General features: G+C 62.8%; 14 protein-coding genes and 2 tRNA genes. 11 read left to right on the top strand and 5 right to left on the bottom strand.

Annotated features, from left to right (window positions below):
* Positions 1–36 precede the first annotated feature (36 nt).
* From gsiB to poxB, 6 genes are all read left to right on the top strand, one after another.
* Positions 37–1,599, top strand: coding sequence for a glutathione ABC transporter substrate-binding protein GsiB (gene gsiB, locus PQR42_RS10755; RefSeq protein ID WP_408389567.1), 1,563 nt, complete (start codon positions 37–39; stop codon positions 1,597–1,599).
* Positions 1,600–1,710: 111 nt separating this feature from the next.
* Positions 1,711–2,631, top strand: a complete 921-nt coding sequence (gene gsiC / locus PQR42_RS10760; RefSeq protein ID WP_132373411.1) for a glutathione ABC transporter permease GsiC — start codon at positions 1,711–1,713, stop codon at positions 2,629–2,631.
* A 7-nt stretch (positions 2,632–2,638) separates the two neighbouring features.
* Positions 2,639–3,544: a glutathione ABC transporter permease GsiD gene (gene gsiD, locus PQR42_RS10765; RefSeq protein ID WP_408179777.1), complete on the top strand. Its 906-nt coding sequence runs from the start codon at positions 2,639–2,641 to the stop codon at positions 3,542–3,544.
* Positions 3,541–4,605: a DmpA family aminopeptidase gene (locus tag PQR42_RS10770; protein WP_408389565.1), complete on the top strand. Its 1,065-nt coding sequence runs from the start codon at positions 3,541–3,543 to the stop codon at positions 4,603–4,605. Before gsiD ends, PQR42_RS10770 begins: the two co-directional genes overlap by 4 nt.
* Positions 4,605–5,438, top strand: coding sequence for a M55 family metallopeptidase (locus PQR42_RS10775; RefSeq protein WP_408389563.1), 834 nt, complete (start codon positions 4,605–4,607; stop codon positions 5,436–5,438). Before PQR42_RS10770 ends, PQR42_RS10775 begins: the two co-directional genes overlap by 1 nt.
* Before the next feature lie 137 nt (positions 5,439–5,575).
* Positions 5,576–7,300 (top strand): ubiquinone-dependent pyruvate dehydrogenase, encoded by a 1,725-nt coding sequence (poxB, locus tag PQR42_RS10780; protein ID WP_408389561.1) that lies wholly within the window; start codon positions 5,576–5,578, stop codon positions 7,298–7,300.
* A gap of 72 nt (positions 7,301–7,372) precedes the next feature.
* Here the strand turns inward: poxB and PQR42_RS10785 are convergent, their stop codons facing one another.
* Positions 7,373–8,302: an alpha/beta fold hydrolase gene (locus PQR42_RS10785; RefSeq protein ID WP_408389559.1), complete on the bottom strand. Its 930-nt coding sequence runs from the start codon at positions 8,300–8,302 to the stop codon at positions 7,373–7,375.
* Between the two features lie 214 nt (positions 8,303–8,516).
* Here PQR42_RS10785 and PQR42_RS10790 point away from each other — a divergent pair, with 214 nt between their 5' ends.
* On the top strand, positions 8,517–9,902 hold the full coding sequence (locus tag PQR42_RS10790) for an amino acid permease (protein WP_408389623.1): 1,386 nt from the start codon (positions 8,517–8,519) through the stop codon (positions 9,900–9,902).
* Positions 9,903–10,053: 151 nt separating this feature from the next.
* Here PQR42_RS10790 and PQR42_RS10795 read toward each other — a convergent pair.
* A tRNA-Leu gene (locus tag PQR42_RS10795) sits at positions 10,054–10,138 on the bottom strand.
* 106 nt (positions 10,139–10,244) lie between these two features.
* The gene (gene hemN, locus PQR42_RS10800; protein WP_408385637.1) at positions 10,245–11,630 is read right to left on the bottom strand and encodes an oxygen-independent coproporphyrinogen III oxidase; all 1,386 of its coding nucleotides are present in this window, start codon (positions 11,628–11,630) and stop codon (positions 10,245–10,247) included.
* Positions 11,631–11,852: 222 nt separating this feature from the next.
* On the opposite strand from hemN, the gene PQR42_RS10805 reads away from it, so the two are divergent.
* The 3 genes from PQR42_RS10805 to PQR42_RS10815 all read left to right on the top strand — a co-directional run bounded on the left by PQR42_RS10805 (position 11,853) and on the right by PQR42_RS10815 (position 13,800).
* Positions 11,853–12,188: a YkgJ family cysteine cluster protein gene (locus PQR42_RS10805; RefSeq protein WP_408385639.1), complete on the top strand. Its 336-nt coding sequence runs from the start codon at positions 11,853–11,855 to the stop codon at positions 12,186–12,188.
* 100 nt (positions 12,189–12,288) lie between these two features.
* Entirely contained in the window at positions 12,289–12,882 is a 594-nt protein-coding gene (locus tag PQR42_RS10810) for a DUF1439 domain-containing protein (protein ID WP_408213990.1), read from the top strand.
* A gap of 81 nt (positions 12,883–12,963) precedes the next feature.
* Positions 12,964–13,800, top strand: a complete 837-nt coding sequence (locus tag PQR42_RS10815) for an undecaprenyl-diphosphate phosphatase (protein ID WP_408213992.1) — start codon at positions 12,964–12,966, stop codon at positions 13,798–13,800.
* Positions 13,801–13,883: 83 nt separating this feature from the next.
* Here the strand turns inward: PQR42_RS10815 and trmB are convergent, their stop codons facing one another.
* Both trmB and PQR42_RS10825 read right to left on the bottom strand, forming a co-directional pair.
* Positions 13,884–14,666: a tRNA (guanosine(46)-N7)-methyltransferase TrmB gene (trmB, locus tag PQR42_RS10820; protein WP_408385640.1), complete on the bottom strand. Its 783-nt coding sequence runs from the start codon at positions 14,664–14,666 to the stop codon at positions 13,884–13,886.
* Between the two features lie 658 nt (positions 14,667–15,324).
* Positions 15,325–15,398: transfer RNA gene (locus PQR42_RS10825), tRNA-Gly, on the bottom strand.
* A gap of 684 nt (positions 15,399–16,082) precedes the next feature.
* Here PQR42_RS10825 and PQR42_RS10830 point away from each other — a divergent pair.
* Positions 16,083–16,952 (top strand): hypothetical protein, encoded by an 870-nt coding sequence (locus tag PQR42_RS10830; protein ID WP_408385642.1) that lies wholly within the window; start codon positions 16,083–16,085, stop codon positions 16,950–16,952.
* The last annotated feature ends 24 nt before the right edge of the window (positions 16,953–16,976 follow it).

The raw sequence follows: 16,976 nt of genomic DNA on the forward strand, positions 1-16,976 counted from the left end.
CAACCTGTTTTCATTTCGCAGCCTGGAGCCAACCTCATGAACCTGCTGGTCCCGTCTTCTCCGTTTCGTTTGCGCGCGCTGATCAGCGGCGGCGCGGTGGTGTTCGCGATGCTCGCGGGCAATGCGGCGCACGCCGACACTACGGCCGTGATGGCCGTCGCCTCGACCTTCACGACACTCGATCCGTACGATGCCAACGACACGCTCTCGCAAGCCGTCGCCAAGTCGTTCTATCAGGGGCTGTTCGGCTTCGACAAGGACATGAAACTGGTCAACGTGCTGGCCGATAGCTACGAAGCCAGCCCGGACGCGAAGGTCTACACGTTCAAGCTGCGCCACGGCGTGAAGTTCCAGGACGGCACCGACTTCAACGCCGCCGCGGTGAAAGCGAACTTCGACCGTGTCACCGATCCGGCGAACAAGCTCAAGCGCTACAACATGTTCAACCGCATCGAGAAGACCGAAGTGGTCGATCCGTACACGGTGAAGATCACGCTGAAGGCGCCGTTCTCTGCGTTCGTCAACGTGCTGGCGCATCCGTCGGCGGTGATGATTTCGCCGGACGCGCTGAAGAAGTACGGCAAGGACATCGCGTTCCATCCGGTCGGCACGGGTCCGTTCGAACTGGTGAAGTGGGATCCGGCAGGCGATCTGACGGTGAAGAAGTTTGGCGGCTACTGGAAGAAGGGCTACCCGAAGGTCGATGCGATCGACTGGAAGCCGGTGGTCGACAACAACACGCGCGCCGCGTTGATGCGGACCGGCGAAGCGGATTTCGCGTTCCAGGTGCCGTTCGAGCAGGCCGCGCAATTGCAGTCGAGCCCGAAGGTCGATCTGATCGCGTCGCCGTCGATCATTCAGCGCTATATCAGCCTGAACGTGAACCAGAAGCCGTTCGACAATCCGAAGGTGCGTGAAGCGCTGAACTATGCGGTCAACAAGGACGCGCTCACCAAGGTCGTATTCGCCGGCTATGCGACGCCGGCCGACGGCGTGGTGCCGCAAGGCGTCGACTACGCGGTGAAGCAGGGTCCGTGGCCGTACGATCCGGCCAAGGCGCGCGCGTTGCTGAAGGAGGCGGGCTATCCGAACGGTTTCGAAACCACACTGTGGTCCGCGTATAACTACTCGACCGCGCAGAAGGTGATTCAGTTCGTGCAGCAGCAGCTCGCGCAAGTGGGCATCAAGGCGCAGGTCGAAGCGCTCGAGGCGGGTCAACGCGTCGCCAAGGTGGAAAGCGCGCAGGACTCCGCGACGGCGCCGGTTCGTATGTACTACGCGGGCTGGTCGTCGTCCACGGGTGAAGCGGATTGGGCGATCACGCCGCTGCTCGCATCGGTCTCGTTCCCGCCGAAGATGGTCAATACCGCGTACTACAAGAACGACACCGTCGACAGCGATCTGAAGCAGGCGCTCGAAACCACCGACCGCACGAAGAAGGCCGAGTTCTACACCGACGCGCAAAAGCGCATCTGGGCCGACGCACCGTGGATCTTCCTCGTCAAGGAGAAGGTCGTGTACGCGCGCAGCAAGCGTCTGTCGGGTGCTTATGTCGCGCCGGACGGTTCGTTCAATTTCGACGAGATCGCGATCAAGTGATGAGCTGACCGTGAGCGGGGGCGTGCCGTTTCATTAGCACGCCGCGCTGCACGGTCGCCTTGCCACCGCACAAGATCTTTCGTTGCCCGCATCATTGCCGGATTGGATGTCATGCTGAACTTCCTCGTCAAACGTCTCTTTGGCCTGCTGCCGACGCTCTTCATCGTCGCCGTGCTGGTGTTCCTGTTCGTGCATCTGTTGCCGGGCGATCCGGCACGGCTCGCCGCCGGTCCCGATGCGGACGAGGCGACGGTCGCGCTGGTGCGCGCCGACCTCGGCTTGAACAAGCCGATGCCACAGCAGTTCGCCAGCTTCTTCGTGAAGATCGCGCACGGCGACTTCGGCATCTCGACGCGCAGCAAGCGGCCGGTCAGCCAGGAAATCGGTGAGCGCTTCATGCCGACGCTGTTGCTCACGCTCGCCAGCATGGTGTGGGCGGTCGTGCTGGGCATGGGTATCGGCATCGTCTCGGCCGTGTGGCGCAACCGCTGGCCCGACCGGCTCGGCATGACACTCGCGGTGTCGGGTATTTCGTTTCCCGCATTCGCGCTCGGCATGCTGCTGATGGAGATTTTTTCGGTGAAGCTCGGCTGGCTGCCTATCGTCGGCGACGGTTCGTGGCAGAGCTACGTGCTGCCGTCGCTCACGCTCGGCGCGGCCGTCGCGGCGGTGATGGCGCGCTTCACCCGGGCGTCGTTCGTCGAGGTGATGAACGAAGACTTCGTGCGGACCGCGCGCGCCAAGGGCGTGCCCGAACGCCTCGTGATCGTCAAACACTGCCTGCGCAACGCGATGATTCCCGTCATCACGATGATGGGGCTGCAATTCGGCTTTCTGCTGGGTGGCTCGATCGTGGTCGAAGTGGTGTTCAACTGGCCGGGCCTCGGGCGTCTGCTGGTTGACGCGGTGTCGATGCGCGACTATCCGGTGATTCAGGCTGAAGTGCTGTTGTTCTCGCTGGAATTCATCATCATCAATCTGGTCGTGGACGTGCTGTACGCCGTGATCAACCCGACCATCCGTTTCAAGTGAGGCCCGCATGAGCACGACCGCCACCGAGCCGACCGCGGCGCAAGCCGCCAAAGCAGAACGCGCGATCCGCACGCCGTGGAGCGAGTTCTGGCGCAAATTCCGTAAGCAGCACGTGGCGCTCGGCGCCGGCATCTTCGTGCTGCTGTTGATTGCTGTCGCGATCATTGCGCCGCATATCGTGCCGTACGATCCGGAGAATTTCTTCGATTACGACGCGTTGAATGCGGGGCCGTCCGCGGCGCACTGGTTCGGCGTGGATTCGCTGGGCCGCGATATTTTCAGCCGCATTCTGGCGGGCTCGCGTATTTCGCTCGAAGCGGGCTTTCTGTCCGTTGCGATCGGCGCGGTGATCGGCACGTTCTTCGGCTTGCTGGCCGGCTATTACGAAGGCTGGTGGGATCGCATCACGATGCGCGTCGCCGACGTGCTGTTCGCCTTTCCGGGCATTTTGCTGGCCATCGGCGTGGTGGCGATTCTCGGCAACGGCATGATCAACGTGATCTGTGCGGTCGCGATCTTCAGCATTCCGGCATTCGCGCGGCTCGTACGCGGCAATACGCTGATGCTCAAGCAGCTCACGTATATCGAGGCGGCGCGCAGCATCGGCGCGTCGGATTGGACGATCATCGTGCGGCACATTCTGCCGGGGACGATTTCCTCGGTGGTGGTGTACTTCACGATGCGTATCGGCACCTCGATCATCACCGCGGCGAGTCTGTCCTTTCTCGGACTCGGCGCGCAACCGCCGACGCCGGAGTGGGGCGCGATGCTCAACGAAGCGCGCGCCGACATGGTCACGGCGCCGCATATCGCGCTGTTTCCGAGCTTGGCGATTTTCCTGACCGTGCTGGCGTTCAACCTGCTCGGCGACGGTTTGCGCGATGCGCTCGATCCGAAGCTCGACCGGCCATGAATTCGACTGAACTTCGAGGCGCACCGCATATCGGCACGTTACCGGCAGGTCCGCTCGGCACGATTGCCGATGTGCAGGGCGTGACGGTTGGACATTGCACGCTCGATCAGGGTGTCGTGCAAACCGGCGTGACCGTGATTCGTCCGCATGACGGCGATCCGTTTCTCGCGAAGGTGCCGGCGGCGGCGTCGGTGATCAATGGTTTCGGGAAAAGCATCGGGCTCGTACAAGTCGAAGAACTCGGTACGCTGGAAACGCCGATCGCGTTGACCAACACGTTCGGCGTTGCCGCCGTCGCGCAGGCGCAGATTCGCGCTGCAATCCGCGCGAATCCGCGGATTGGGCGCGAGTGGTCGACGGTCAATCCGCTGGTGTTCGAATGCAATGACGGGCATCTGAACGATATCCAGGCACTGGCCGTCACCGCACAGCATTTCGACGAGGCGTATGCAGCCGCCAGCGCGGATGTCGCAAGTGGATCGGTCGGCGCGGGCCGGGGCATGTCGTGCTTCGATCTGAAGGGCGGGATTGGCAACGCGTCACGCGTGGTGAACGCAGCGGAGCGTAGCTATACCGTCGGCGTTTTGGTGCTGGCGAACTTCGGTCGGCTGCCGATGCTGACCATCGACGGCACGCCGCTCGGCCGCGTGCTGGCTGAACGTGCGAACCAAGAGGCGACGAAACCCGAACAAGGCTCGATCATCATGATCGTCGCCACCGACGCGCCGCTCGACGCGCGCCAGCTCAAGCGTCTCTCATTGCGTGCGGCAGCGGGTCTCGCGCGCACCGGCTCGGTGTACGGCCACGGCAGCGGCGACATCGCGCTGGCATTTTCAACGGCCTATACCGTGCCGCACGGCGCCGACTTCATCACGCTCCCGCCGCTCGTCGCCGACGAGCGTCTGGACCCGCTCTTTCGCGCGTGCTCGGACAGCGTCGAGCAGGCGATTCTCGACGCGTTGTGGAGCGCTGCGTCCGTGACCGGACGCGACGGCCATCGACGTCTATCGCTGCGTGACAGCGTCCCCGATCTCGCCCAACTACTCAAGCCCACTCCCTGATGAAAGTCCTCATTTCCACCGACATCGAAGGCATTGCCGGTGTATTTCATCCCGAACAAACACGCGCGGGCAACGGCGAATACGAAGCCGCGCGCCGCTGGATGACGCTCGAAGCCAACGCCGCTATCGAAGGCGCATTCGCCGGTGGCGCGACGCAGGTGTGGGTCAACGACTCTCACGGCGGCTTTCGCAATCTGCTGCCCGACCTGCTCGACGCGCGCGCCCAGGTGGTGCTCGGCAAGCCGCGCACGCTCGGCATGATGGCCGGGCTCGAATACGGCGCGGCACTGGTCTTCATGATCGGCTATCACGCCATGTCGCAAACGCGCGGTATCCTCGCGCATACCATCAACAGCTTTGCCTTCGCACGCGTCTCGCTGGACGGCGTCGAGGTCGGCGAGGCGGCCCTGTATGGCGCGCTGGCGGAAGAATATGGTGCACAGGTCGCGCTTTTGTCCGGCGACGACGTCTTCGCCGAAGAAACCACGCCGCGTTTTCCTGGCGCGCGTTTTGTCGTCACCAAGAGCGCGACGGGGCATGCGAGCGGCGTCACGCAATCGCCGGCAAGCGCGCGCGCCGTTATCGAAGCCGCCGCGCGTGAAGTGGTTCAGCAGCATCTCGCCAAGGGACACGCGCGCGAATCCACACGCGCCGAAGCGAAGCCGGTGGAATGCGAACTGCGCGTGCAAACCAGCGCGCTCGCCGATCTGTTCTGCCAATGGCCGACGCTCACGCGCGTCGATGCGGTCACACTGCGCTTTAGCGCGGCGTCGACGGAACATGCGGTGCGCATGCTGAATTGCCTGTCGGCGATGTCGTTCATGCTGCGCTGATCGCGCGACAACTGGCCGTCCTCCAGGCGCGGCCATTTCACCATGCTTGCAGCGGCACCGTGACGGCACGTTTCGTGAGGAAGCGTTACTCTCCTGCATTCCGGAGGCAGCGTCTTTCTCACTGAGCGGAGTACAGCATGGGTAAGCAGACTATCGCGGATTATCTGGCCAAAACACTGGCGGCGGCGGACGTCGAGCGAATCTGGGGCGTGACGGGCGACAGCCTGAACGGCCTGTCGGATAGCTTGCAACGCCTCGGTTCGATTCGCTGGATGCACACGCGCCACGAAGAAGTGGCCGCCTTCGCGGCCGGTGCCGATGCCGCCGCGACCGGCAAGCTTGCCGTCTGCGCGGGCAGTTGCGGTCCCGGCAATCTGCACCTGATCAACGGCCTGTACGACTGTCATCGCAACCATCAGCCTGTGCTCGCGATTGCCGCGCACATTCCGTCGTCGGAAATCGGCCTCGGCTACTTTCAGGAAACCCATCCGCAAGAGCTGTTCAAGGAGTGCAGCCACTACGTCGAGTTGGTGACGAACCCGTCGCAGTTTCCGCGCGTGCTGGCGCGCGCCATGCGTACCGCGATCGAAGAACGCGGCGTTGCCGTGATCGTGCTGCCGGGCGATGTTGCGTTGGGCGATGCGCCCGAGGAAACGCCGGCGTGGGCCGGCACGCTGGAACGCTCGACGGTGGTCCCGTCCGAGGCGGATCTCGACCGGCTCGCCGATCTGCTCAACCAGGCGGGCGCCGTGACGCTGCTGTGCGGCAGCGGCTGCGCCGGCGCGCACGATGAAGTCGTCGCCTTCGCCGATCAACTCGCCGCGCCGACCGTGCATGCGCTGCGCGGCAAGCAATACGTGGAGTGGGACAACCCGTTCGATGTCGGCATGACCGGGCTGATCGGCTTCAGCTCCGGCTATCACGCGATGATGTCGTGCGACACGCTCGTGATGCTCGGCACCGATTTCCCGTATCGCAACTTCTATCCGTCGCACGGCAATGTGGTGCAGATCGACCGGCGCGGCTCCGCGTTGGGCAAGCGCGCGCCGTTGAAGCTCGGCCTGGTCGGCGACGTGAAGGCGACCTTGCAGGCACTGATGCCGAGGCTCAAGCGCAAGAGCGACCGGCGTTTCCTCGAGAACGCGCGCAAGCACTACGCGAACACGCGCAAGGATCTCGACGACCTCGCGCGACCGTCCGATCCGGGGCGCGCCATTCATCCGCAATACCTCACCAGCATCGTCGACAAAGTTGCGAACGAAGATGCGGTGTTCTCCGTCGACGTCGGCACGCCGACGCTCTGGGCCGCGCGCTATCTGACCATGAACGGCAAGCGCACGCTGCACGGCTCGTTCAATCACGGTTCGATGGCGAACGCGATGCCGCAGGCCCTGGGCGCGCAGGCGGCCGAGCCGGGCCGCCAGGTGATTTCGCTATCGGGCGATGGCGGCCTGTCGATGCTGCTCGGCGATCTGCTCACCGCGCGTCAGCTCAATCTGCCGATCAAGGTCGTGGTGTTCAACAACAGCACGCTCGGCTTCGTCGCGATGGAGATGAAGGCGGGCGGTTATCTCGAGGCCGGCACCGATCTGGCTACGACCGACTTCTCAGCGATTGCGCGGGGCGCGGGAATCTACGGTGTCCGAATCGAGCTGTCCGAGAACATCGAGCCGGCATTGCGCGAGGCATTCGCGCATCCGGGTCCGGCGGTGATCGACGTGGTGACGGCGAAGCACGAACTCGCGATGCCGCCGAAGATCCAGTGGGCGCAGGCCAAGGGCTTCAGCCTGTATATGCTGCGGGCCGTGCTGAACGGCCGCGGTGACGAGGTCGTCGAACTGGCGACCACGAATCTGCGCTGAGTTGGATTGAAGTGAACAGGCGGGCTGCTCAGGGCTATGTGCGATGGCATTCGCGCATAGCCCTGACGAGGACTACTGCTGCCGGCTCAATTCGCGCGCCGCGCGATCGATCACGTCGGCGACTGCGCCCGCGTGCGACACGGGCGCCAGATGGCTCGACGCCATCGGTACGATCTTGGCGCCCATCCGGTCGGCCATGAATTTTTCCACTTCCGGCGACACGGCCCGGTCGCGCGTCGTGAGCACGTACCACGATGGTTTTTCCTTCCACGCGACCTGGCTGACCGTTTCATTGAAGGCGCTCGCGGCGATCGGCACCTGCGCGGTGGCGAGCACGCGCGTCAGGTTCTCAGGGACGTCCGCAGCGAAGTCCGCATGGTATTTCGTGCGGTCGAGCCAGAGGAAGCCGCTTGAATCCTTCGTGATTCCGGCTCCCGCGGGCGCCGGCGCGGCGCGCTTCATCAGATCCATGGTCGACTCGTGCAGGTCCGGCGCGATCGCGGCGATATAGACGAGGCCGGCGACGTTCGGCGCGTTCGCACCCGCCTCGGTGATCACGACGCCGCCCCACGAGTGCCCCACCAGTATGGTCGGGCCATTCTGACGCGCGAGGACGCGACGGGTCGCGGCGACATCGTCGGCGAGGGAGGTGAGCGGATTCTGCACCGAGCTCACGTGATAGCCCTTCTGCTGCAATTTGGCGACCACGCCGTTCCAGCTCGAGCCGTCGAGGAACGCGCCGTGCACCAGTACGACGTTGCGCACCGGTCCGGTCATGGGCGCGGCGGGAGGCGGCGCGGCGGCGGCCTTGGCGGGCGGTGCGGCGGGCGCCACGGGCGCTGGAGCCGGCGCTTCGGGCGCGCTCGCCTCCGTGCCCGGCTCGTCGGCGGGTGCCATGCTCGGCGCCATGGTGGGCGCGGGCGCAGTGGTTTGGGCGAGCGCGGCGGCTCCCGTGAAGCAGAGACACAAAGCAGCGGCGCAAAGCAAACGTTTGGGCGACATGTTGAATCTCCGAAGGCTGAAAGCTCGACTAGGGCAACATACAGAAGCCCTGCGCCAGTGACAATCACTATCCTCGCCGTTAAGTGCGGCGCAGAACCAAGCGCGGGTTGCTCCCAGTATTTAGGCTTTATCGGCCACGGTAAAATTTCAGGTTCTGCCGGACCGGACCACAAGTCCGATCGGGTGATCGATATCCATACACTGGGGCGCAATGTTGAATAGTGCACAGCAGCAAGACGGCCTGAAGCGCGGGCTCAAGAATCGCCATATCCAGCTGATCGCGCTGGGCGGCGCGATCGGCACCGGCCTGTTTCTCGGCTCCGCCAGCGTGTTGCAGGCAGCCGGGCCGTCGATGATTCTCGGCTACGCGATCGGCGGCATCATCGCCTTCATGATCATGCGGCAGTTGGGCGAAATGGTGGCGCAGGAGCCGGTGGCGGGTTCGTTCAGCCACTTCGCGTACAAGTATTGGGGCGACTTTCCTGGCTTTCTGTCCGGCTGGAACTACTGGGTGCTGTACGTGCTCGTGAGTATGGCCGAGCTGACCGCTGTCGGCACCTATGTCCATTACTGGTGGCCCGGCGTGCCGGCGTGGGTGTCGGCGCTGGTGTGCTTCGCTTTGATCAACGCGATCAATCTCGCCAACGTCAAAGCCTACGGCGAAACCGAGTTCTGGTTCGCGATCATCAAGGTCGTGGCGGTGATCGGCATGATCGTGTTCGGCGGCTATCTGCTGATCAGCGGCCACGGCGGCCCGCAAGCTTCGATCTCGAATCTTTGGGCCTATGGCGGCTTTTTCCCGCACGGGTTTCATGGCCTGTTCATGATGCTCGCGGTCATCATGTTCTCGTTCGGCGGGCTGGAGTTGATCGGCATTACGGCGGCGGAAGCCGACGAGCCGCGGAAGAGCATTCCGAAGGCCGTGAATCGGGTGATCTACCGGATTCTGATTTTCTACATCTGTTCGCTGGCGGTGCTGCTGTCGTTGTACCCGTGGAATGAAGTGGCGGCCGGCGGCAGTCCGTTCGTGATGATCTTCTCGCAGATCGGTTCGACGCTGACCGCGAACGTCCTTAACGTGGTGGTGTTGACCGCGGCGCTGTCGGTGTACAACAGCGGTGTCTATGCGAATAGCCGCATGCTGTACGGCCTCGCGGAGCAGGGCAATGCGCCGCGCGCGCTGATGAAGGTCGACCGTCGCGGCGTGCCGTATATGGCGATCGGCTTGTCGGCGCTCGCCACGTTCACGTGTGTGATCGTCAACTACCTGATTCCGGCCGAAGCGCTTGGCTTGCTGATGGCGCTGGTGGTGGCGGCGCTGGTGCTGAACTGGGCGCTGATCAGCCTGACGCATCTCAAGTCGCGCAAGGCGATGGTCGCGGCAGGCGAGACGCTCGTGTTCAAGTCGTTCTGGTTTCCGGTCAGCAACTGGATCTGCCTTGCGTTCATGGCGCTGATCCTCGTGATTCTGGCGATGACGCCTGGGTTGTCGGTGTCGGTGTGGCTGGTGCCGGCGTGGCTGGTGGTGATGTGGGGCGGGTATGTGTTCAAGCGCCGGCGCGCTGCCGTGCAGGGTGGGGTGCGGGTGGTGGGGCGGTAGGATGTTTCGAATGGCGTGAGGGGCGAGGTTCGCGCTCACGCCGTTTGAGTCGGTTGAGGTTCTTCAGGTAGACCAGAAACGACAAACCCCGCGAGCAACATGCGCTGGCGGGGTTCGAGGAAATGCTGAAACGGCGGTTTTTCGAATTCTTTGGTGCCCAGGGCCGGAATCGAACCGGCACGCCTTGCGGCGGGGGATTTTGAGTCCCCTGCGTCTACCAATTTCACCACCTGGGCAGGTCTTGCAGCGCACGCGTCAGAAGCTGGCGCGCGGCGAAGACGCAGATTATGGCCGAAAATCGGACGACGGGCAAGCCGGTTGCTTTCATCCGCCTCAAGGCCTTCAAACCGTGCGTGAAAATCGTTCGACTGTCTGCTGGCCGAGATAGCGGTCAAACACCATCGCGATGTTGCGCACGAGCATGCGTCCGGCCATCAGCACTTCGAGCTTGCCCGCTTCGAGCGACACCAGGCCGTCCTGCTCGAAGCCACGCAAACGCTCCAGCTCCGGTTCGAACGTCTCGGCGAAGCGGATGCCATAAGCCGCTTCGAATTCATCGAAACGCAATTCCAGGTTGCACATCAGTTGCGTGATCACGTCGCGGCGTAGACGGTCGTCGGCGGTAAGGCGCACGCCGCGTGCGATGGCGAGCTTGCCCGCGTCGATCGCCGCAGCATAGCCCGGCAAATCCTTGACGTTCTGCGCGTACACATCGCCGACCTTGCCGATCGACGACGCGCCGAAGCCGATCAGATCGCATTCCGCCCGCGTGCTGTAGCCCTGGAAATTGCGGTGCAAGGTTCGTTGCGCTTGCGCGCGCGCGAGTCCGTCAGTGGGCAGCGCGAAGTGATCCATGCCGATGTACACATAGCCCGCGCCCGTCAGCCGTTCGACCACGCGTTGCAGGATCGCGAGTCGCACTTCGGACGAAGGCAGCGTGGCAGGGTCCATCTGACTTTGCATCTTGAAGAGCTGAGGCATGTGGGCATAGGCAAACACAGAGAGACGATCGGGCGCGAGCGCGAGCATCGTGTCGAGCGTACGGCTGAAGCTCTCGACCGTTTGATGCGGCAGCCCGTAAATCAGATCGACACCGATCGAGTGAAAGCCGGTGTCGCGCGCGGCCTGCATCACCGAGGCGGTCATTTCGAGCGGCTGAATGCGGTTGATCGCCTGCTGCACGACCGGATCGAAGTCCTGCACGCCGAGACTCAGCCGGTTGAAACCCAGCTTGCGCAGATGCGCGATGGTCTCAGGCGATGCTTCGCGCGGATCGACTTCGATCGAATATTCGGCTTCGGCATCGGGCAGCAGCGCGAAGTGTTCACGTGTGGCGGCCATCAGCTCGGCCGTTTCGTCGTGCGACAGAAAGGTCGGCGTGCCGCCGCCCCAATGCAATTGCGACACCGGACGCCGCGTGTTGAAACAGGCCGCTTGCAAAGCCATTTCGCGTTTCAACCGTTCGAGGTACGGACGCGCATGGGCGCGATTTTTCGTGGCGACCTTATTGCAACCGCAGTAGAAGCACACGGTGTCGCAAAACGGAATGTGGAAGTACAACGAGAGATCCGTGGCCGATGCGCCCGGGTCGGCGGCGGCGCGTAAATAGTCGGCGGGATCGAAGTCGTCGCGGAACTGCAGGGCGGTCGGATAGGACGTATACCGTGGGCCGTTCGCGCTGTATTTGGCGAGCAGGTCGGGGCGGAACAGCGTGCTGGCGATGGACATGAGGGACTCGAGGGCTGGCGGCCATCGAGGAAGAGGCGGGAACCGGCTCGGTTCGCACGACCGGGTCGAACCGCGCGGACGCCTCTTCAGCATGGCCTTTCGGATCTTTCGAGTTTACGTGAGCGGCGATTCGCCCGATTGCGTAAAAAGGTCGCACGGAATGCGGTGGCACAATGCGGGTCTGATAGTGCGTTGCCCGTTTTCGGATTCAGGAAAAATGTCGTGAATGATGTGTCGAACAGCGCCGTGAAGCGCGAGTCTCCGTTCCACGTGGCCGGTCACGCGTGCCGCCCCGATTGCGGCGCGTGCTGTATCGCGCCGTCGATTTCGAGTCCGATTCCGGGCATGCCGAACGGCAAGCCGGCGGGCGTGCGGTGCGCGCAACTCGGCGATGATCTGCGCTGCGCGATCTTCGGCCAGCCGGAGCGGCCGGCGTGCTGTTCCGGTCTGCAACCGCAGATGGAAATGTGCGGCACGAATCGCGTCGAGGCGCTCGCGTGGCTCACGCAGCTTGAAACGCAAACCGAACCGCACGCGCAACCGGTGGCTCGCTGTTAACGCGCGCAAGCGAATCGCCGCAAACAGCAAACAGCAAACCACAAGCCGAAAACGAACAACGCAATCGCATGCCCGAACAGGTTTCCACAGGAGATTTCGCATGACTCGACCCGCTGCGCCGGCCCGGCGCCGCTTCCTGCTTGCCGCGCTGACAGGCTGTAGCGCGCTCGGCATTACCGTTTCGCTCGCGGCCTGCGCGACGTCGACTTTTCCGTTCATCCCTTCGCACTACACGTTCTCGCAGCAGCAGGTGCAGGACGCGGTGCAGCGTAAATTCCCGTATCAGCGCACGGTCTCACAAGTGTTCGATGTCGCGCTGACCCACCCGGTGGTTGGTTTGCTGCCGGACGCGAACCGCGTCTCGGTGAAGCTCGATGCACGCCTCGTGAGTCCCTTCATGCCGCAGCCGGTCGACGGCGTGTTCACGCTGTCGAGCGAACTGGCCTACGATGCCGCCAGCAAATCGGTCGTGCTCAAGTCGCCGAACGTCGACAACGTCAGTGTGAGCGGGCAGGCGCAGGCCTACACGCAGCAGATCAACGCCGCGGCGGCGGTGCTCGCCACGCAGTTGCTGACCAACTATCCGATTTACACATTCAAGCCCGAACAACTGCAATTTGCCGGAGTGAATTACGAACCCGGTACAATCACCATCCTTACAAACGGCATACGCGTGCAAATCGTCGAAAAATGACGCGGCGCGCGGCCGGCAGGGCCGCGCGCTTTCCGTGCCGGCCCTGTTCGTTCCGACTATCTACAGCGATGAGGGGCACGGATGGACTGGCTATTGGCTTGCAAGGCGCTGATTCTGGGCGTCGTCGAAGGGTTGACGGAATTTTTGCCCGTGTCGAGCACTGGGCATTTGATCGTCGCGGGCAGTCTGCTGAACTTTACCGATGAGCACGCGAAAACCTTCGATGTCGTGATCCAGCTCGGCGCGATTCTCGCCGTGTGCTGGGAATTTCGCCGCCGCATCGGCAGCGTGGTGTCCGGCTTGCCGAGCCGGCCGGATGCGCGCCGTTTCACGCTGAACGTGATCATCGCCACGATTCCGGCGATCGTGCTCGGCCTGCTGTTCGAAAAATCCATCAAGGCGGCGTTGTTCTCGCCGGTGCCGGTCGCGTTCGCGCTGGTGGCGGGCGGTGTCGTGATCCTGTGGGCGGAAGCGCGTCAGCGCGCGCGCGGCGAGCCGGCGGCGCGTGTGCAGAGCGTGGACGACCTGAGCGCGCTCGACGCGCTGAAAGTCGGCCTCGCGCAATGTTTCGCGCTGATTCCGGGCATGTCGCGCTCGGGCTCGACGATCATCGGCGGGATGCTGTTCGGTCTCGACCGGCGTGTCGCCACGGAGTTTTCGTTTTTCCTCGCGATTCCGATCATTTTCGGCGCGACCGCTTACGAGTTGTACAAAGACTGGCATGTGCTTTCCGTTGACGCGCTCGGCACCTTCGCGGTCGGTTTCGTGGCGGCCTTCGTCAGTGCTTTTGCCTGCGTGCGCTGGTTGTTGCGCTATATCGCCGCGCACGATTTCACCGCGTTTGCTTGGTATCGGATCGGCTTCGGACTGCTGATCCTGCTGGTCGGCTATAGCGGCGCGTTGAGCTGGACGGAGTGAGCGCTTCCGTTTCGCACGATCCATGAGAAAAGGTCCGCATGTGCGGACCTTTTTCTTATCTGCGCCTCAATCTCGCCGTGCGTCTACGCAGCGTCGCGCTTGCGGAAGACCAGATCCCACACGCCGTGTCCGAGCCGCAGCCCGCGGCGCTCGAACTTCGTCACCGGACGGTACTCCGGACGCGGCGCATAGCCGTCGGCGGTATTTTCCAGCGACGGATCGGCGCCCAGCACTTCGAGCATCTGCTCGGCGTAGTTCTGCCAGTCGGTCGCGCAATGCAGGTACGCGCCGGGTTTCAGGCGCGATACCAGCAGCGCGACAAACTTCGGCTGGATCAGCCGGCGCTTGTGGTGGCGCGCCTTGTGCCACGGGTCCGGAAAGAAGATATGCACGCCGTCGAGACTGTCTGGCGCAATCATCTGTTCGAGCACTTCAACCGCGTCATGCTGAATGATGCGGATGTTCGCCACGTTCTGTTCGCCCATCAGTTTCAGCAGCGCGCCGACGCCCGGCTCATGCACCTCGACGCCGAGGAAATCGTCGCCGGGACGGTGCGAGGCGATTTCCGCCGTGGTCGCTCCCATGCCGAAGCCGATTTCCAGCACGCGTGGCGCCTCGCGGCCGAATACGCTGTTCCAGTCGGGTTGCTGCGGGGCAAAAGGCACCACGAAGCGCGGGCCGAGTTCGTCCATGGCACGGCGCTGGCCCGTCGAAACGCGGCCCGCGCGCGTGACAAAGCTGCGGATGCGGCGCCGGTGCAGGGTTTCTTCTTGCGGCGCGTCGTCGCCGGTGGGCTGGTGTTCGGCTTCGCTGGAGGGCGTCGGGAGTTCGTCCGGCAGGCCGGCGTCGTTTGGATCGTGGATCATCTTCGATGCTGCTACAAGGGTGAGGGCTTTCGCGGCAAGCCTCGCGTGCTGCGCGGTGCCCGTCGGCGCTCGCGCGGTATGAGGCACGAGCACCGATTGGCACGGCCTGTGAGCGCAAGGGTTACGGGGCGCTGCGCCGGGCTGCCGCTATGACAAAAAAGCCGCCTTCGTGGAGGCGGCTCGTGCGGGATTCTGCTGCAGGCATCAGCAGGAAAGTGGAGCGGGCGTTGCAACTGCGCGTAAGGTAGCACAACCGAAAAGGGCGCGTCCAGACGGACTGGGGACCACAGGGAGTATGGACACGAGTGGGAATATTACATTTAAATAACGAAGACGCATGTCGAATTGATTTAATCGTTATGTAAGGTATTTGCCTGGGGCGATTATCTCGATGAGAAACGATCATCGGCAAGCGTTCGCATCTTCGCCGCCGGTCTTTCTGCCGTTTCCAGCTACCCGTGGCACGCAATTCGTTATGGAATGCCAATCGAGGCGGCGTCGCTTACTCGACATTTTTCTCGGCCGGTTTGCGCAAGCGAACCGATTGTCGAATTTGTCGATCGAGAAAAGGCTTCAGGAGGTGACGGACGAAGAGAGCGGTTGAGACAGACCTTTTCGCGAAGCAGCCCGCTTATTCACGGGCTGACTGGAAAGTATCTGGAGCGGGCGATGGGAATCGAACCCACGGCTCTAGCTTGGGAAGCTAGGGTATTACCATTATACGACGCCCGCAGAGCACGCCATTCTACGCGGGTTTGACGCGATTTGGCAAACGCGGACGTCAGCGGCTCGTCTGAACGGGGTGCTCGCTGCGGGATCGCTGACGGGCGCGTGCGGCTTTCAGCGCCACGGCGCACCGATCCACCGCACTAAGCCAGCCCCGTATTCAACGATTCCTTGCGCGCTGTCGACCATTCGGTCGGCTATCTCTCTTGCAAGCTTTACCTGTGACGGGATCCTGAAGTGACTTCGTTGTTGTCAAGGCGCCGCGGCTGGGTAGATCGAGGCCAGCTCCGCCGCTACCGCGCGCACAACGGAACGCGCCGATTTAACGCTTCGACTGCCAATCAGATCGCGGAAACTGAATGCAGATGGAAGGCCGTATAAATACAAGACCAATCAAATAGATACGCGCAACCTGCTGCGATTTTAATTCGTTATGCATGAGATTTCATCGACATCAACTGATGACGCTATCAAAAACTTCAAATAAATATTAAAGCTTGTCGAAATCGCGCCGTTTACTCCTCTAGCGTCCTTTCCAATTGTTACAAGAGTTCAGGTGATTTGATTCTGTCCAGTGGATTTTTGGAATGATTCAACGAATTGGCGCTGGCGGCAAACATCGAGATCAAAACTACTAACGGCGTAACACAGCGCAATCTGATTGGCTGCGCACTCGCCCAAAAAACAAAAATGGATATGAAAATCAAGGCTAAATTGACGTTATCCCTGCTCGCTTCGCTCGCTCTGGCAGCGTGTGGTGGCGGCGGCGGTGGCGACGGGGGCAATTCGGCGCCGGCAGTGGCAAGCGCTCCCGGTCCCGCAAGCGTGCCGGCTCCGGCTTCTTCGCCCGCCCTCAGTGGCGAGCAACTGCCGAGTCTGTCCAGTCCGCAGAGCGGTTCGGCTGCGGCTGCGGGCAACGGCGTAGAAGGGATCTGGACCACCCAGTTCGGCGCCGACAAGACCACGGCGCTCGTCGATCCGCAGGGCAACATCGCTTACCTGAATACGGTAAGCGGCATCGGCTTGTCGGAATTCTTCGGCGTCATCGCGGCCACCGCGCCGAACTGGACGCTCACCTCGGGTGCGGCATTCATCGGCAACGTCTACTTTCCGACGACCTCCGGCTCGGGCTCGTTCGTCAATAACCAGACGTTCACGGGCAGCTATGTCGAGAACGGCACCACGGTGAACCTGTCGTGGAACTACGACGCGGCGAATGCGCTGGCTGTCACGCAGTCGAGCGTCGCGGGCACGTGGGCGGAAACCGGCTCGTCGCTGACGATTGCAAGCGACGGCACGCTTAGCGGGACATTGAGCAACTGCCCGGTCTCCGGCACGTTGCTGCTCGCCACGCCGTCATCCAGCAAGAACTTCTACACGCTGAACGTGACCGGCACGACCGCATCCTGCACGTTGAAATCGGGCGCGACGTATTCGGGCAATGCCGCGATTACGTTCCTGCCGATCACGGGCAGCAACCTGTACGTCCGCACGATTTTCTTCATGATCAAGACGGCGACCAACACGACGGTCGCCTACGGTCAGTTAACGAAGCAATAAGCGGAAGCAATAAGCGACGCGTGA

It is taken from the genome of Paraburkholderia sediminicola (genome assembly GCF_046027355.1).
Classification (GTDB): domain Bacteria; phylum Pseudomonadota; class Gammaproteobacteria; order Burkholderiales; family Burkholderiaceae; genus Paraburkholderia; species Paraburkholderia sediminicola_B.

Excerpts from the sequence above, each read along its gene's own strand:
- gsiB (WP_408389567.1), top strand. The coding sequence starts at position 37 with ATGAACCTGCTGGTCCCGTCTTCTCCGTTTCGTTTGCGCGCGCTGATC.
- gsiC (WP_132373411.1), top strand. The coding sequence starts at position 1,711 with ATGCTGAACTTCCTCGTCAAACGTCTCTTTGGCCTGCTGCCGACGCTC.
- gsiD (WP_408179777.1), top strand. The coding sequence starts at position 2,639 with ATGAGCACGACCGCCACCGAGCCGACCGCGGCGCAAGCCGCCAAAGCA.
- PQR42_RS10770 (WP_408389565.1), top strand. The coding sequence starts at position 3,541 with ATGAATTCGACTGAACTTCGAGGCGCACCGCATATCGGCACGTTACCG.
- PQR42_RS10775 (WP_408389563.1), top strand. The coding sequence starts at position 4,605 with ATGAAAGTCCTCATTTCCACCGACATCGAAGGCATTGCCGGTGTATTT.
- poxB (WP_408389561.1), top strand. The coding sequence starts at position 5,576 with ATGGGTAAGCAGACTATCGCGGATTATCTGGCCAAAACACTGGCGGCG.
- PQR42_RS10785 (WP_408389559.1), bottom strand. The coding sequence starts at position 8,302 with ATGTCGCCCAAACGTTTGCTTTGCGCCGCTGCTTTGTGTCTCTGCTTC.
- hemN (WP_408385637.1), bottom strand. The coding sequence starts at position 11,630 with ATGTCCATCGCCAGCACGCTGTTCCGCCCCGACCTGCTCGCCAAATAC.
- PQR42_RS10810 (WP_408213990.1), top strand. The coding sequence starts at position 12,289 with ATGACTCGACCCGCTGCGCCGGCCCGGCGCCGCTTCCTGCTTGCCGCG.
- PQR42_RS10815 (WP_408213992.1), top strand. The coding sequence starts at position 12,964 with ATGGACTGGCTATTGGCTTGCAAGGCGCTGATTCTGGGCGTCGTCGAA.
- trmB (WP_408385640.1), bottom strand. The coding sequence starts at position 14,666 with ATGATCCACGATCCAAACGACGCCGGCCTGCCGGACGAACTCCCGACG.
- PQR42_RS10830 (WP_408385642.1), top strand. The coding sequence starts at position 16,083 with ATGGATATGAAAATCAAGGCTAAATTGACGTTATCCCTGCTCGCTTCG.